Genomic DNA, 17,269 nt, shown 5'->3' with positions numbered 1-17,269 from the left:
CCTTTTTGAATTATTTTTTTATAATCTAACGACAAATAATTGAAAGGTCATCCTCATGGATACTATCTTAGCATTATTACATATTGTCTTACACTTAGATCAATATATAAGCACTTATATAAATATTCTAGGCGATTGGACATATTTATTACTTTTTGTAGTTATTTTTTGTGAAACTGGATTGGTTATAACACCTTTCCTACCTGGAGATTCCCTTTTATTTGCTCTAGGTCTGACAGCTGCAGCAACAACTCTCAATATACACTTAGTAGCTCCAATTTTAGTTCTAGCTGCTATATGTGGTGATTCTTGTAATTACTTTTTAGGTAGAATGGTCGGTAAACGTATTTTCAAAGATGATGCTAGAATATTAAAAACTGCACATTTAGAAAAAGCCCAAGAGTTCTTTGATAAATATGGTCCTATGGCTATAATCCTAGCTAGATTTACCCCTATAGTTAGAACATTTATGCCTTTTACAGCGGGTATGGCTCGTATGAGATACCCTAAATTTGTAACTATGGGAGTGATCGGTGCTTTTATTTGGGTTTACTTAATCACATATATAGCATTTTTCTTTAGTAATAATGCTTTTGTTAAAAAATACTTTGGCTTATTTATAATCTTGATCATTGTTATATCTTTGATACCACCTACAATATCCTTTATAAAAGCATTCAAGAACAAATTATCAAATAAGAACTCATCTTCTCTTTAGATTTAAATAGTCAACTAGTAACTCTCGAGATTTAAGCTTTTTACCCGCTAAAACATTATCTATACATACGCGAGTTACTCTTGAGATAATCCTTAAATCATCTTCTGTCCACATACTAATAGGTTGATTAATCTTTAAAAGACTTTCACCTCTAACAGTATTAGCCAAAACTTCTAAGGATTTCCTAAAACCATAAGGAAAAATATAATAGTTACAATCACATTCTATTGGTAAGTTTTCAGTATCACAGTCAACATATATTCCTTGACCTAAACTCTCTAAAAGCTCTAGTTCGAACATTCTTAATAAGTATCTGTAATTATTTTCATCAATATTTCTTAAGATAAATGCATACTTATCAAATAAAAGCTCTTCTTCATGTGAGTAGCTTAATAACAAATATATAAGCTCGTTAATATACTGTAGCGACAATAGATTAATATATGAACTTTGATAAAAAGATTCTATAAACTCAATATTATATATTTTATTAAGTCCACCCTCTTTTTTTGCAAAACTAATTTGACCTCGAAGTTTTACTAAAGGTTGATACAAGTTAAGTGTCTTTTTACTAGTCCTTAGAATAGCTGATAGCTTGCCAAACTCTTGCGTAAAGACACTAACAAGTAATGTATTTTCTTTATATTTACGCTGATGTAATATATAGAAATTATGAAGTTGATCTCTCATTTATTCTCTCTATTAGCTCAACTATTTGCAAAGCATTTCTATACTTAACTTCCGGCAAATCAAAATCGGCAACTAAGCTTTCTAAGGTTATGTTTTTTAGCTCTTGTTTATCTTGTAGTTTGATTTGTAGAAACTTCACCATTGCCATAATATATGCATCTCCTAAAACTCTATAAGAAATTTTATCATCAGAAATATACAGCTCTACTGTTAAAAAACTATCTTTGACTTGGTATTTCTGTTGATCAGGATAAATATCGCCATCTTTAATCATTATTTTAGACAATAGATCTTTTACTAAATTATTATACATTTGCTTCTCCTTGTGGAGATAGTGCTCTTAGAAGCTCTACTTGATATTTAATATTAGATGCTGCCTGTATAACTTGTTGCTTTGTAGCTTGTAAACCAAATGAAACTCTAATGGTCGCTTCAGCCTCATTTGAAGTTAAGCCTATAGCTGTTAAAACATGTGATGGTTCAACTGCTTGGGAGTTACAAGCTGATCCCATAGACAAACAAACACCTTCTAACATAGCTAATAATGCCTCCCCTTTTATACCTAAGAATGTAATACTCAAAATACCTGGGTAGCTATTATCAAGGTTTGTATTTATTTTTATATCTTTAATTTCAGATATCATTTTCAAAAACTGAGCTCGTAGTTCTTTTACATGTTTTATATTTAATTCTTTATTAGCAAACATTTCTTTGCAAGCTACGCCTAAAGCAAATATTTGATAGTTTGCTAATGTTCCAGCTCTTAAGCTAAACTCTTGCGCTCCACCATGAATTTGCTTGAGTAGTTTAACCTTAGGTCGCTTTGACCTTACATATAGAAAACCAACACCTTTAGGAGCATATAGCTTATGTCCGGAAACTGATAACAGATCAATATTCATATCTTTTATATTTATATCAACCTTGCCATAACCTTGGGCAGCATCAACGTGAAAAACTATTCCTTTTTCTCTAGTAATTTTGCCAATTTCTAATAAGTTATTTTTAGTTCCAAGTTCATTATTAACAGCCATTATACTTACAAGTATAGTTTGCTCTGTAATTGAACTTCTTAGTTGCTCAACATCAACCTCGCCGAATTCATCAACATCTAAGTATGTAACTTCAAACCCTTGAGTTTCAAGGAAACCATATACATCTAGCACAGCTTTATGTTCTGCTTTTGAAGTAATTAAATGATTACCCTTGCTTTTATATGAATATGCAACACCTTTGATAGCAAGATTATTAGACTCAGTAGCACCAGAAGTAAAAACTATCTCTCGAGGCAAGACATTTAAAGTTTCTGCAATATCTGACCTTACCAGCTCAATTTTAGACTTAACAAGTTCGGCCTGCTCATAAGTAGATGATCCAGAATTGAAAAAATCACTATCTCCACTTATAGAATCTAGCATAGTCTGTTTAACTTTAGCATTTAATGGAGTTGTAGCTGCATAATCTAAATAGATAAGACTCATTTAAAACTTAATTATTCTTTCATTTAATATCCAATATTGCTATTATATCAAATAATTGCGTACATAGTACTTTAACAAGATCGCGACTAATATTAAGCATATGATTAGAGATGGTAAATCTAATCAGTTTCTTATGAGAAATTTGGCTTTGAATATATAGCGATTTTAAAAGAAGGCCAACAAATGGTCAAAAGCGAGTTGACTCGTTAAACAGTCAACTATGAATTACACTTATTGAAGGAATTAAGAATGAAAAAAATATTAATCAATAGCAAAAGTAGCGAAGAAACGAGGATCGCTACCTTAGATAATGGAAAACTTATAGACCTAGATATCGAAAATGTAGATAGAGAACAGAAAAAAGCTAATATCTATAAAGGATATATCTCTAGAATAGAACCTAGTTTAAATGCTATTTTTGTAAATTATGGTGAAGAGAAAAACGGTTTCCTACCATTTAAAGAAGTTTCAGAATACTATCTAAAAGATGTTCCTAATGGCGAAAATATTGCTCCTTTATTATCTGAAGGCCAAGAACTATTGGTACAAATAGACAAAGAAGAACGTGGAGATAAAGGTGCTGCTTTAACTACATTTATCACACTAGCTGGTTCATACATGGTACTACTACCAAACAACCCTAATGGTGGTGGTATTTCTCGTCGTGTTGAAGGAGAAGATAGAGAGAAGTTAAAAAAATATTTAAAAGATCTAAATATCCCTAAAAACATGAGCGTAATCGCAAGAACAGCGTGTGTTGAATGCTCTTTTGAAGAACTAAAGCATGACTTTGATACTCTAGTTGAGCTATGGTCTTCTATTTCACAAACTTATCACAAAATTAAGAAACCTGCCCTTCTACACAAAGAAAGTGACATTATTGTAAGAACAGTAAGAGATCACCTAAAAGAAGATGTAAGAGAGATTATCGTTGACTCTAAAGAATGTTTCCAAGATGTTAAAAGACAACTTGGTCTATTAAGACAAAGTTTTGATATAAATAAGGTTAAATTCTACAACGAAGAACTACCTTTATTTACACAGTTTGGTATAGATCAGCAAATCGAGAATGCATATAAAAGAGAAATTCGTCTACCATCTGGAGGTTCTATAGTAATTGATACTACAGAGGCATTAGTTGCGATAGATGTAAACTCATCAAGAGCTAACAAAGCTGAAGATGTTGAAACTACAGCATTTAAAACTAACCTAGAAGCTGCTGAAGAAGTTGCTAGACAGCTTAGAATTAGAGATCTTGGTGGTCTTGTTATAGTTGACTTTATTGATATGTCTTTCTATCCAAATAGAAAACAAGTTGAAGAAAAACTAATGGAAGCTTTACAGCAAGATAAAGCTCGTATCCAAATGTCACGCATTTCTAAGCTTGGACTTGTAGAGATATCAAGACAACGTTTAAGCTCTTCAATAAATGAAAGTGTAATGCAAAAATGCCCTCGTTGTGAAGGTCATGGTTTTATAAAAACAACTCAAGCAACTGCCCTTACAATCTTACGTAAGATCAGAGCTGAAGCTATGAAAGATGATACTAATGAAATTAGAGTTCAAGTTCCTGTAGATATAGCAGCTTATATTCTTAATGAAAAAAGAGATAGCATAGTTGATATCGAAAGAATTTCAGAAGTTAGAATTATGATAATACCTAATTTCAACATGGAATCTCCTAAGTTTCAAATGCAAAGAATTTGGGGCTCAAGCTACAAATCTAATCGCTCAAGCTCTGATTTGATTGAAGATGTTTATAATGTTGAAATTCCAAAAGCTGGAAATAAGAAAGTTGCAGCTGTTGATCTAAGCAAAGCTGTAGATAGAGAAGTCTCTGCTAAAGTTGAGAATAAAGCTAAACATAATGAGCAAAGAAATCAACAAGCACCTCAACAAAAAGAAGAAACTACTACACCTAAGGCTAAAGAGCAACCTAGCAAAAAAGGCTTCTTTGCTAAGCTAGCTAGCGTTTTCACAGGTACACCTTCAAAACCAGTTGAAACAGCTAAAGACTCTCAAAAACCAAACAATAAAAATAATAACTCTAATAACAATTCTCAAAGAGCACAAACTAATAAGCCTCAAAGAGATAATAAACAACGCAATGATCGTGATCGTAATAACAATAATAACAACTTAAATGATCAGCGTAATAAAAATAAAAACAATAAAGCTCAAGATAACTCTCAAAAGCCTCAACAAAGAGAGAACAATCAACGTAATGAGCGAAATAACAGCGATAACAGATCAAATGATCGTAATAAAAATAAAAGAAATAACGATAGATTTGATAAAAAACCAAATAATAAAAATAACAACAGAAGCAATAATATTAGCCTTAATAACGCTGAAGAAGTTATTGATATTACAAAGGTTAAATACAGTAACCAAATATCTGAGAATAATGTTGATAATATCAAAAAGGTTATCTCTAAAAACCCTGATGAATTTGTCTCTGTAATGGTTAAAGATGTCTTAGAGAACTACGATAGTTTAAAAGATGATGGGGCTACAAAAGTCAACACAGAAGAAAAAGTAAAAACTCAAAAATACTTAAAGTTTAATACTATATCTGTTGATCATGAGATAAATGCTATTCATGAAGCTAAAAAAGAAGCTGAAAAAGCTCTAAAAGAAGCTCAAGAAAAAGCTAAGGCTGATCAAGAGAAAAAAGTTGCTGTTGAAGAGCAAGAGAAAGTAGTTATTGAAGAAGTAAAAACTGATAAAGAAGAAGTAATTTCTCAAAAAACAGAAAACAAAGATGCTAAAAAGAAATCAGCTGAGCCAAAAGCATCTCAAACTAAAGAAAAATCTGTTGAGAAAAATACTAAAAAAGAAAGTGTTAAAAAAGACAAACCTGTTGAGAAAAATACACAGACAACGCAACAGTCTGAGTACATTAATTACTCTCCAGCTTTAGACTTTGAATCTCAAGCACTTATATAAGGTTAAATAATGTTACATTACCCTCACATCAATCCGATTGCATTAAAACTCGGACCTATTGAAATACATTGGTACGGCTTAATGTATTTATTTGGAATTTTCGCAGGTTGGGCTTTACTTAAATACCGAGCTAAAAGAAAACCTTGGGCTCCAGTAAAACCTGAGCAAGTAGGAGATTTAGTCTTCTATGTTGCCTTAGGTGTTATTCTTGGTGGTAGAATTGGCTATATAATTTTTTATAATCTACCTTACTACTTCCATAATCCTACACAAATGTTTTACATATGGGATGGTGGAATGTCATTCCATGGTGGCTTTATTGGAGTACTTATAGCATTTGGTCTATATGCACGAAAAATAGGTGCAAACTTCTTTGATCTAGGAGAGTTTGTAGCTCCAGTAGTACCGATAGGACTTGGTGCAGGAAGAATTGGTAACTTTATAAATGGCGAACTTTGGGGAAGAGTAACAGACTCTCCTATAGGTATGGTTTTCCCAACAGGCGGACCTTTACCAAGATACCCTTCGCAATTATTTGAGTTTTTCTTTGAGGGTGTAGTATTGTTTACAGTACTATGGCTTGTAACTATGAAAAAAAGACCTCGTTATTTAGTCTTAGGTCTATTTATGTTTTTATATGGTTGTGCTAGATTCATTTGTGAATTCTTTAGGCAACCAGATCCACAGTATGGCTATATTTTCTTTAACTGGATGACTATGGGTCAAATCCTATCTATACCTATGATTATACTAGGAGCAATAATTTTAGTTGTTCTGTTTATCAAGTTAAGAGGGAAAAATAAATGCGAGAATATTTAAATTTCTTAAAATATATAAAAGATAATGGTACTGTTAAAGGTGATAGAACCGGTACAGGTACAAAAAGTATCTTTGGCTACCAAATGCGTTTTGATCTGCAAAAAGGTTTTCCTCTAGTTACTACAAAAAAAATTCACTTACCTAGCGTTGTTCACGAACTACTATGGTTTCTAAGTGGTAGTACTAATGTTAAATACCTTAATGATAATAAGGTCCGCATCTGGAACGAATGGGCTACAGAAGATGGTGAACTAGGCCCTATTTATGGTAAACAATGGCGTGACTTCAATGGTCAAGGAATTGATCAGATAGCTGAAGTTATCGACATGTTAAAGACAAACCCTAATTCGCGCAGGATCTTAGTTTCAGCTTGGAACCCTTGTGTTGTACCATCTGAAAAAATATCTCCTCAAGAAAATGTTGAGATTGGGAATTCTGCACTACCTCCATGTCATGCTATGTTTCAGTTTTATGTTGCAGATAACAAGTTATCTTGCATGCTTACTCAGAGAAGTGCTGATGCATTTCTTGGTGTGCCGTTTAATATAGCAAGCTATTCACTACTTACGCACATGATTGCTCAGCAATGTGATCTAGATGTTGGTGAGTTTATTTGGTCTGGTGGCGATTGTCATATTTATAATAACCATATTGAGCAAGTTAATGAACAGCTTAGCCGTGAGCCTCTAGGACTACCAACATTAGAAATATTAAGAAAACCAGAATCCATTTTTGATTATAATTATGAAGATTTTGAGTTTAAAAACTACACCCATCACCCTGCTATTAAGGCACAAATATCAATATAAAGGACTATCTAATGAGTCAACTATCTCTTAACAAAAAGAAAATACCCATTTTACTTCTAGAAGGAATTCATTTGAACGCCTTAGAGTCATTTAAAGCAGCTGGTTATGAAAATATTGAGCTACTTAATACGGCTTTAGAAGGTCAAGAGCTTATCGATAAACTTAAAGACTTTAAAATAGTTGGATTACGCTCACGTACACAACTAACTAAAGATGTTCTTGAACAGTCACAGCACCTTACTGCTATAGGATGTTTCTGTATTGGGACAAATCAAGTAGATCTAAAAACGGCTCATGATTTTGGTATACCAGTATTTAATGCCCCTTTTTCGAACACTCGAAGTGTTGCTGAACTAGTATTAGCTGAGGCTATTTTACTAATTAGAAATGTTATTGATAAAAATGCTAAGGCTCACCGTGGACAATGGCTAAAATCTGCTGAAAATGCAAATGAAATTAGAGGCAAAACTCTAGGAATCATTGGCTATGGTCATATTGGTATGCAGCTTAGTGTGTTAGCTGAAAGTATTGGTTTTAACGTAATCTTTTACGATGTTGAGGAAAAGCTACCATTAGGAAATGCCGTACAAGTAAGTAGTCTAGATCAACTTCTAAAACAATCAGATGTAGTATCTCTACACGTACCTCAACTACCTACTACAGCAAATATGATATCAACTAAACAATTTGATGCCATGAAAGAAAACTCTGTTTTAATAAATGCTTCACGAGGAAACGTTGTTGATATAGAAGCTTTAGTTAAAGTGCTAGAAAGTGGTAAATTAAAAGGTGCGGCTATAGATGTTTTTCCTGTAGAACCATCTTCTAAAGGAGAAATATTTGAAAGTCCGTTAAAAGATTTTGATAATGTCTTTTTAACACCACATATTGGTGGTAGTACACTCGAAGCTCAAGAAAATATTGCTAATGAAGTTAGTGCAAAGCTTATTAAATATTCTGATAATGGTTCTACTTTAAATGCAGTAAACTTCCCAGAGATATCTCTACCAGTACATACAGATACGCATAGAATATTACACATTCATGAAAATATTCCTGGTATGATGAATGAACTAAATAAAATATTAGCTGCCAAAAACATAAATGTAGAGGGGCAATATTTAAGAACTCTAGAGAATATTGGTTACGTAGTTATGGATATTCGCTCAACTTCAGATGAAGCTAGAGATCTTGTTGAAGAGTTCAAAAAGATCAAAGCAACGATCAAAACTCGCTATTTAATATAAAGGTATTAGCAATAGACATGCTATTACTCTCAATTTTCGCCTTGCTGTGATAAATTTGATCTAGGTAATCTACATACACATAGTTTTCAGAGGTACCCTTAAATGTCTATAGATAAAACTCTTGTCTTAAATGAAATAAAAAAATTCTCGCCTTCACATATAATTATTGGTTACAGTGGAGGAATTGATTCAAGTGTTTTATTAAATATTGCTAAAGACCTAAATATCCCTATAATTGCTATTTATATAAATCATAATGTTCATCTAAATGCTTTAGAGTGGCAAACACACTGCCAAAAAACTTGTGATAAATATAATGTTAAATTTATTAGTCACTCTCTAGAGCAAGTTCCAAAAGGTGAAAGTTTTGAAGCATGGGCAAGTAAACAGCGCATGAGTTTTTTTCAACAAGTAATGAAAAACTATCCAAATCCTCTGCTACTACTAGGACATCACCTAGATGACCAAGCAGAGACATTTCTTATTCAGGCTATGCGAGGTTCTGGATTAGCTGGATTAGCAGGGATACCTTATTATAGAGAACTAAATACTGGCGCAGTGCTACGTCCATTGCTTAAATTTAAAAAATCAGATATCGAAGCATTTGCTCAACAAAATAATATTAGTTATATTTATGACGATAGCAATCTAGATATCAAATATAGACGCAACCTAATTCGTAATGAAGTGATTCCTATTTTACAACAAGTGAATCCAAATATTAGTGAAACTCTCTCTCGTAGTGCTAATATTTGTGGGCAAAGTAATAATATCCTGAATAAACTAATAGCTGAAAAACTAAATCAAATATCTCAAAATGATAATATTGTTATATCTAAACTTACTAGCCTAGATGATGATATACAAAAAAGTATCATTCATTTTTGGTTTAAAAAAATCACATCTCAAAGTCTTAAGAATAAGCAAGTTCAAGATATATTTTTAGGAGTGAATAACGCAGCTACAGGCTGGAAAATAAATATTAATCAACAATACGATATCTATATTGAATATAATCAGCTTTTGATAAAAGATGTATTAAAGCCTATTAGACTTTCAGCAAACCATACTGAGATATTAAAATGGTTTAAAACTCAAACTAATAAAGATTACGATCTGAATAAACTAACTATTAGAGATAGACAATCAGATGATAAATGTAAATATCCAGGAAGAAGCAAAGCTAATAAACTAAAAGTCTTATTCCAGGAACTTAAAATCCCTGCATCAGAGCGATCAAACACTAAAATCATTTTATATAATGAAAAAATAGTCGCTGTGTACCCTTTTTTTATATGTCCTGATTAAAAACTAATCCGATTACCTTCTTTGTCTTTTCCAATTACCAATAATAATTGAAATTATAATTAAAAGCATTGCTAATGTTTGAATAAGATTAATGGTTTCATTTAAGAATAACCAAGATATGATTAAAGTAAAGATCGGCATCAGTGCTGTCATCATACCAGTCGTTGAAGCCTCTAAAAACTCACTTCCTTTAGTCCAAAATAAATAAAACAAACCAGATACTATACCTAATAATAGAATAATCCAATATTGAAGGCTTGTAAGATTCTGCAAAGTATCATAGTGAGTAAAAAACATAAAAGGTGCAACAAAGATTGCATTAATAATGTTAACTAAAAGAGCATTACTTAATGGCTTAATATTTAATGGCATAATTTTCACAAGTACGTAATACATTGCTTCAGGTACCATTGCAATAAATATAATGAAATCCCCTAATAAGTTTAATGCTGTAATCTTAGGTTGAATCATCCCATTAATATTAATAATAATTAAACCTATTATAGCTAAACCTACACAAATAATTTTTGATGACGTTAAACGTACACCTAATATAAAAAACATTAACACCAATATCATTGCAGGTAATGTACTTGTTATTACTCCTGCCATACTAGCAGAAGTAAACTGGACACCTGCCAACATAATTAGGTTAAATAAAGCACCTCCGCCCAATGCTTGACCAATCAATACTAGCCACTGTTTTTTATTTAATGCTTTAATTGCAGCAAATTCAGCTTTTTTCTTTTTCTTACTTATAAAGAGAAATACAATAGCAAGAAATAAAGCACCTATAACAAACCTAGATTCAACTAGAACTAATATAGGGGTCGTTTCAATAATATATTTCGATCCAGTAATATTTATTCCTGTAACTAGCTGTGCTAATAAAACAAAAATAACAGCTATTAATATATGAATTCTAGTGTGATTTTGCTGTACTTCCATTAACAATTTTATTCCAAATTTATGATTAACTCGACAAGATTAAAACATCTTTTGATTTTATGCTAAGTATAAACTATTTACTTAAAAACGATATCTAAAACCTAGCATTTTATAATTATAAATAAATATAATTAAACTAGATGAAACACCTGAATATTATATCTAGCATAAGAATAAGAAAAGACTATTACTATTTAAGAATTTATTTATAAGATAAACGTATTTATTTTAGTTTCTTAATAAAAAATGCTACTACAAACCACAATAATAACGTTATAAATATTACTAATATAATATTCATGAACAATCCTTGGAAGAGTTTTGCTTGACTAATTAGATCAAGAGTCTTTGAACCAGTATTTCCAAGTGAAGCAAAGTCAGCAACTTTAGCACCAATAAATCCTGCTATACTTCCTGTAAAAAGCATATATGCTGCTGCTAAAAATCCAGTATATTTCTTGTCTTTAATCGATGTAATTTCAGATAACGCTATTGGGTCAATAAACAACTCTGATAATCCCAAGCAAGCCAATGCAATTATAACAAACAACGCTGAAGTTGTACCATCTACACTTGCATTCTTTGCTGCTATAAAGAACAGAATAAAACATAGTAACTGGAAAATAAAACCAAAAGAGAATTTAATCATTCTACCGAAATCATTATCTAGTGATTTCACCCTCTTCCATATCCATGCAACAAGTAAACCTCCAAATAAAATAGATAATGGATTCATTGATGTAAAAGTACTTGCTGGTATATCTATACCTAATAAATATGTATTGACATTTCTATGAATAAATACTTCTACAGAAGTATAAAGCTGCTCGTCGAACATCCAAAATACTATACCAAAAATGAAAAAAGGTACTAAAATAAGTAGAGCCTTTCTTGTAGAAGAATCTATTTTAAATAAAATTACAACAAAATACACTACTGTAATAGCTGTAACAACTGCTAGCAAATAACCATCCCATAATAAATCTAATGCAAAATACCCAACACATAGTACAGCTAAGATACTTAGAAATACCACTGATGATTGTAATTGTTTTGATGTCGAGTTCTCTGGAATAATATCTGGAATATATTTAGATCCAAATAGAAAAACAATCAAACCAAAAATCATTCCAATACCTGCAATTCCAAAACCATAATGCCAACCATAATAATGAGCAGCTAAGCCACAAAGTGCCGGAGCTATAATGCCTCCAACGTTTCCACCTAAATACAATAGTGTAAATGCAGAATCTTTTTTGGGGTCATGTGAGGAATATTGTTGTCCAAGTAAGCAAGATACATTACTTTTAAAAAAACCATAACCACAAACAATAAATGCCATGCCATAGAAGAGCGTGCTATCACCACCAAAGCCTAAAATAAGATGGCCTATAGACATAAGAGCCGCACCATAAATTACTGCTTTTTTATAGCCTAAAATCTTATCAGCAACAATACCCCCTACTATTGGTGATAAATAAACCAATGTAACATACGCACCTGCAGTAGCATAAGATCTTGTATCCCCTAACTTAAGATAATCAATTAAATATAAAATAAGCAAAGCTCTCATGCCATAAAAACTAAAATACTCCCACATATATATAGCTATAATGTACCAGAGTGCTTTAGGGTGTTTTTGCTTAGAAGTTTCTACCATTTATCATTTATAATGTCTGTTTTACTTATCAAATATAATATAGCAATATCAAAATATAACTAGTATTTAACTGTAAAATTTATGTTACTATTTAATATGCAAATAAAGTAACTTCAAGGAGCTCTTAATGAGAAGTTTATCTAAGAAACTATTTACATGTACTTTGATATTTTCAATGCTTTTTTCTCAATCTATAGCTTGTACAGCTATAACTTTAGTAAATAAAAAAGGAGATGTAGTTTCAGGAAGAACTATGGAATGGGCTCTTAACTGGAATTGGCAGTTATTGTATATCCCTAAAAATACTCAGCATTATCTTACAGCACCTAGTGATTTAGACCTCCCTAAACACCAATATAAATCCAAGTATTCTGTCTTAGCAACAGGACTATCAAAAGATGGTCAAACTCTTGTAATAGATGGTCAAAACAGTCAAGGACTAAGCCTTAGTGCTAACTACTTACCTGGCTTTACAAAATACCAAACAGTAACCAAAAATGATACAAACTATGCTTCAATCATTGAGTCTACTATGTTTATATTAAGCCAGTTTGCTAATGTTAACCAAGCGAAACAAGCACTAAAAAATTATAAAGTATGGTCTGATAAAAGCATAATGATTGATGGTATATCTCCAGAAGTTCATTTCTTAATTACAGATAAAAGTGGAGCTGGTCTGGTAGTAGAATATATTGATGGAAAAGTTAAGTTTTATAATGTTAACTCAAATGTCAAAGTAATGACTAACGCTCCTACTTATGATTGGCAACTACTTAACCTAAAAAATTATTTATCATTAGATAATAAAACTCCAACTAATCTTAAAATTAGTGATGTGGTTAATACTGACAAGCATGAAAAGACTTTACAGGATCTAAGTGGCTTTTTAGGTGGTGGACTACTAGGAATTCCTGGTGACTACTCTCCTCCATCAAGATTTGTTAGAACTGCAGCTATAGGGTACTATTCAAATAACCGTGCTCCTAAAAATGATGCTGATTTAGTATCAAAGGTTACACATATCTTGCATAATGTCGATATTGCAAAAGGTGTTGTTGCAGAAAATCTAAAAGGTAAAAAAATGTTTGATCATACAGCTTATGTTGTGATTAAAGATTTAAATAATAATAAACTTTATATATCTACATACTATCATCCTAATGATCCAGTAGTAGTTGATCTAAACACTCTTGATAAGGATAACTCTAAAGGTTTTGATATAATTTTAGAAAAGCTTCCTTTCCCAAATAATGATATTACAAATGCTTTAGTAAAGCTTAATAAATAGGCTTACTTAATATTCTTTTCACTCAACAATTTATCATAAATTTTTTGGATACCTTGAGCTTCGTTTTCAACTGTATACTTCGATGTAACTAGCTCATAACCATTCTGTGCAATCTTTTTTCTTAATGAATCATCATTTATAAGTAGATTTAACTTCTCAGCTATTTGCGCTGATGATTTAATATCAACTAAGAACCCATTTTCTCCTTGCTTTATAATGTCTTTCCAGACTCCTGTTTTTGTTGCAATCACAGCACATTTAGATGCCATGGCCTCTAAAACAGGAATACCAAAACCTTCCGTGTAGCTAGGGCAAACTACAATATCTAATTCTCTATAGCATTTAGGAGTATCTTCAAAGTTAATGAATCCCTTGAAAACAATTCTATTCTCTAATCCTGCAACCTTAATTTTATCTTTTAATTTTTTCTCAAGATCATAGTTTTTAGAAGTTGTTTCTCCGTAAATATTAGCTTTCCAACCAGGATTATTAGGTAAAACATCAATCATAGCATCTACAAATTCTTCTATTCCTTTTGTCTTTTTAATCCTTCCAAAAAAACCTATCTTACGGCTATTTTGAGGTTTTGTAGATGGATAAAAATTTTGAGGATTTATTCCATGAGGTACTATCTGCAGATTTTGTTCAAATCGTGATGCTGCTATCATAGATACAGGAATTATTGCATCCATTTTATTACAATAGAACTTCTGAATCTTTGATCTTTTTCTAGCCCCTGCAGTTGTAAAAACAAGTATTAACTTATATCTAAAAACATATTTAAGGATAATTCCGACAAGCATTTCAATATTTCTTCTTGCATGCCATATACGCCATTCACCTCGCCAACATCCAAATAAAAACTGTTTAAATGTAATTTTGGCTATCGTTTTAGAATCTAGATTAAATCCTAAACCAACTATATTAATTAATTTTTCTTGTTCTGGAATCACAGCTAACATGCTCGCATTAATACCAGAAAACCTACGCCCTAAAGATGGAGCTATTACTTTAATATTCTTCATTAGTATCTCCTTTTATTAATATGATACATCATTCATTAAAAATACATGAACAATATTGTAATTAAACAAATAATGATCAAATTAATGTTATAATTAGAGAAATATTATTTATTTTTATATTACATGTATTTACGTAAGATTAAAGAGTTACTACCTGTATTTCTTGTGACTGCTATTTTTATTAGTATATGGTTATGGGCAAGGTTTATAATATCAGTTGGAGTTATAGCAATAATTATACTATTTCTATTTTCTAGAAATGGATTTACTATATCTAAAGTGAAGAGAGCATTGAAACAAAACCCTTCTTTTATATTCTTTATTTTTGCTGGAATACTATATTCTGCTAATTGTATCTACTTAGCTATTATCAATCATGAAATCCATAATATTCGATTACTTTTTGTTTTTGCAAACCCTCTAGTTCTAAGCTTATATACACTTGCCTTATCACATCTATTATCTAAAAATAAAAAGTACTCAGAATACCTTTTAAATATTTTTTGTATAATTGTTTCAGTTATAGCGATTCTAGCTTTTACATATTTCATTTATTATAAACTTAATGGTCGGAGTTTTTTAATTAGAAATTTTTATACAAATCTTGATCATGCAGGACAATCTCAAGATATAGTTGCTTTATGCTTCCCTCTAGCTTCAGTTTTACTATTTAGTAAAGTATTAGACATAAAACATTTTATATATAAAGTTATAATAGTAATATTAGCCTTAATAATAATATTCTCAGACTTATTTCTTAATCAAAGTAAGATAGGCTACCTTATAGAGCTAACTGTACTTATATATTACTCTTTTTTCCTTATAAGAAAGTTTTCTTACAAGAATAATAAAGTTATTTTTAGAAATCTTACTATAGCTTCGGTTATAGCTATACTTACATTAGGAGGTGGGCTATACACCACATATAAAACTTCTGAGATATTTCATCAAAGAGTTTCCTCTGGAATTCATGGATTTGATAAGTTTTTTAATAAAAAAGATAATAATGCCCTAATAGATGGTTCAGTTGAAGTAAGACTAATATACTATACTAATTCAATTAAAATATTTTATGAATATCCAAAAATCTTTATATTCGGATGTCCTCTAATTAAAAAAACCATAAACCCATGGCTATGTAGCCAAAAAATTATAGCTGAACACCCTAGAATTAAAGAAGATATGGATAGATTGAAGCAAATCCCACCTCATAATGAGTTTATAAACTATACATATCAATCTGGGATACTTGCTAGTCTTAGCTTATTGGCATTCTTAATACTACTATTTAGAGAATCAAGAAATATTAAAAGCGAATATCATATATCTATGAGATGTCTAATTATGGCGTTTTTCATAGGCTGTTGTTTTGAATTTTTTATTACACGCCAAACTAATGTTGCAACATTTTTTACATTATTAGGAATATTTCTTTCAATGCACAAAATAAGAAGTTATAAGGATTAAAAGTATGAAAATAGTAAAAGTATTAGGAGGCTTAGGAAATCAAATGTTCCAATACGCTTTTTATCTAAACCATGCAGATAAATCCCCTAATAGAAAAACACTACTTGATATAACCAGTTTTGCTAAATATAAACTTCATAATGGCTATGAATTAGAAAAAGTATTTGAAAATATAGATAAAAAATATGCCTCTGATAAAGACTTTAAAGACTTATTCGGTATATTTTATTACCTAAGTAAAATAATAAAACCATTATATAAAAAGTCAAACAAATACATAAAACAAAAAGAGCTCAAGTTTGATCAAAATTACTTAGAAATATCAAATGGCTATTTTAATGGTTATTGGCAGTCTGAAAAATATTTTAAGGATATAGAAGGTCTGATAAGATGTCACTTTAAGTTCCCAAATCTTGACATAAAAAACCAAAAATTTATAGATAGCTTATCTACTAAAAATACTGTATCAATACATATTAGAAGAGGTGATTATGTAAATCATCCAGATTATAAAGATATTTGTACTCTCAACTATTATAAAAAAGCAATACTCCACTTTACGAGTATTGATAAAAACTGTCACTTTGTAGTTTTCTCAAATGATATTAATTGGTGTAAGAATAATTTAGATATACCAAACGCCAGTTACGTAAATTGGAATAAGAACAATAATAGCTACAAAGACATGCAATTAATGAGCTTATGTAAGCATAATATAATTGCAAATAGCTCTTTTAGTTGGTGGGGTGCATGGTTAAATAATAACAAAAATAAGGTAGTTATTGCTCCAAAAAAATGGGTTAATAAAAACTTTATAGACCCTAATGATATATGTCCTTCAGATTGGCTAAGGTTTTGAT

15 protein-coding genes are annotated in these 17,269 nt (G+C 30.8%); 9 read left to right on the top strand and 6 right to left on the bottom strand.

From position 1 onward, the window contains the following. Nucleotides 1–55 precede the first annotated feature (55 nt). The gene (locus FIP56_RS03985; RefSeq protein WP_192577665.1) at nucleotides 56–718 is read left to right on the top strand and encodes a VTT domain-containing protein; all 663 of its coding nucleotides are present in this window, start codon (nucleotides 56–58) and stop codon (nucleotides 716–718) included. Here the strand turns inward: FIP56_RS03985 and recO are convergent. From recO to FIP56_RS03970, 3 genes are read right to left on the bottom strand one after another with little or no spacing between them, the layout of a single operon-like run. Then, on the bottom strand, nucleotides 704–1,408 hold the full coding sequence (gene recO, locus FIP56_RS03980; protein WP_192577664.1) for a DNA repair protein RecO: 705 nt from the start codon (nucleotides 1,406–1,408) through the stop codon (nucleotides 704–706). The genes FIP56_RS03985 and recO overlap by 15 nt on opposite strands. Then, complete coding sequence (locus FIP56_RS03975) at nucleotides 1,389–1,721, bottom strand: hypothetical protein (RefSeq protein WP_192577663.1); 333 nt, start codon at nucleotides 1,719–1,721, stop codon at nucleotides 1,389–1,391. The genes recO and FIP56_RS03975 overlap by 20 nt, the downstream gene beginning before the upstream one ends. Next, nucleotides 1,714–2,889: a cysteine desulfurase family protein gene (locus FIP56_RS03970; RefSeq protein WP_192577662.1), complete on the bottom strand. Its 1,176-nt coding sequence runs from the start codon at nucleotides 2,887–2,889 to the stop codon at nucleotides 1,714–1,716. Before FIP56_RS03970 ends, FIP56_RS03975 begins: the two co-directional genes overlap by 8 nt. A gap of 249 nt (nucleotides 2,890–3,138) precedes the next feature. On the opposite strand from FIP56_RS03970, the gene FIP56_RS03965 reads away from it, so the two are divergent. The 5 genes from FIP56_RS03965 to tilS all read left to right on the top strand — a co-directional run bounded on the left by FIP56_RS03965 (nucleotide 3,139) and on the right by tilS (nucleotide 10,021). Then, nucleotides 3,139–5,838 carry an Rne/Rng family ribonuclease gene (locus FIP56_RS03965; RefSeq protein ID WP_192577661.1) on the top strand — a complete coding sequence of 900 codons (2,700 nt, stop codon included), beginning with the start codon at nucleotides 3,139–3,141 and terminating at the stop codon, nucleotides 5,836–5,838. A gap of 9 nt (nucleotides 5,839–5,847) precedes the next feature. Further along, entirely contained in the window at nucleotides 5,848–6,657 is an 810-nt protein-coding gene (lgt, locus tag FIP56_RS03960) for a prolipoprotein diacylglyceryl transferase (protein ID WP_192577660.1), read from the top strand. Next, the gene (locus FIP56_RS03955; protein ID WP_192577659.1) at nucleotides 6,642–7,466 is read left to right on the top strand and encodes a thymidylate synthase; all 825 of its coding nucleotides are present in this window, start codon (nucleotides 6,642–6,644) and stop codon (nucleotides 7,464–7,466) included. Before lgt ends, FIP56_RS03955 begins: the two co-directional genes overlap by 16 nt. 11 nt (nucleotides 7,467–7,477) lie before the next feature. Further along, nucleotides 7,478–8,713: a phosphoglycerate dehydrogenase gene (gene serA / locus FIP56_RS03950; RefSeq protein ID WP_192577658.1), complete on the top strand. Its 1,236-nt coding sequence runs from the start codon at nucleotides 7,478–7,480 to the stop codon at nucleotides 8,711–8,713. 102 nt (nucleotides 8,714–8,815) lie between these two features. Continuing rightward, complete coding sequence (gene tilS, locus FIP56_RS03945) at nucleotides 8,816–10,021, top strand: tRNA lysidine(34) synthetase TilS (RefSeq protein WP_192577657.1); 1,206 nt, start codon at nucleotides 8,816–8,818, stop codon at nucleotides 10,019–10,021. A gap of 12 nt (nucleotides 10,022–10,033) precedes the next feature. Here the strand turns inward: tilS and FIP56_RS03940 are convergent, their stop codons facing one another. Together FIP56_RS03940 and FIP56_RS03935 are read right to left on the bottom strand one after the other, a co-directional pair. After that, nucleotides 10,034–10,969 (bottom strand): DMT family transporter, encoded by a 936-nt coding sequence (locus FIP56_RS03940; protein ID WP_192577656.1) that lies wholly within the window; start codon nucleotides 10,967–10,969, stop codon nucleotides 10,034–10,036. 223 nt (nucleotides 10,970–11,192) lie between these two features. After that, nucleotides 11,193–12,569: an oligopeptide:H+ symporter gene (locus FIP56_RS03935; protein WP_245323104.1), complete on the bottom strand. Its 1,377-nt coding sequence runs from the start codon at nucleotides 12,567–12,569 to the stop codon at nucleotides 11,193–11,195. 187 nt (nucleotides 12,570–12,756) lie between these two features. Between FIP56_RS03935 and FIP56_RS03930 the strand changes: the two genes are divergently transcribed. Beyond that, nucleotides 12,757–13,917 carry a linear amide C-N hydrolase gene (locus FIP56_RS03930; RefSeq protein ID WP_192577654.1) on the top strand — a complete coding sequence of 387 codons (1,161 nt, stop codon included), beginning with the start codon at nucleotides 12,757–12,759 and terminating at the stop codon, nucleotides 13,915–13,917. Between the two features lie 2 nt (nucleotides 13,918–13,919). Here the strand turns inward: FIP56_RS03930 and FIP56_RS03925 are convergent, their stop codons facing one another. Next, complete coding sequence (locus FIP56_RS03925; protein WP_209451872.1) at nucleotides 13,920–14,948, bottom strand: glycosyltransferase family 4 protein; 1,029 nt, start codon at nucleotides 14,946–14,948, stop codon at nucleotides 13,920–13,922. Between the two features lie 117 nt (nucleotides 14,949–15,065). On the opposite strand from FIP56_RS03925, the gene FIP56_RS03920 reads away from it, so the two are divergent. Then, the gene (locus FIP56_RS03920; RefSeq protein ID WP_192577653.1) at nucleotides 15,066–16,409 is read left to right on the top strand and encodes a hypothetical protein; all 1,344 of its coding nucleotides are present in this window, start codon (nucleotides 15,066–15,068) and stop codon (nucleotides 16,407–16,409) included. Between the two features lie 4 nt (nucleotides 16,410–16,413). Further along, nucleotides 16,414–17,268, top strand: a complete 855-nt coding sequence (locus FIP56_RS03915; RefSeq protein WP_192577652.1) for an alpha-1,2-fucosyltransferase — start codon at nucleotides 16,414–16,416, stop codon at nucleotides 17,266–17,268. The last annotated feature ends 1 nt before the right edge of the window (nucleotide 17,269 follow it).

The sequence above is a fragment of the Francisella sp. LA112445 genome, from assembly GCF_012224145.1.
Lineage (GTDB): Bacteria > Pseudomonadota > Gammaproteobacteria > Francisellales > Francisellaceae > Francisella.
The sequence above is the reverse complement of the archived record's forward strand: the minus strand, read 5'-3'. Positions and strand labels throughout refer to the sequence as shown.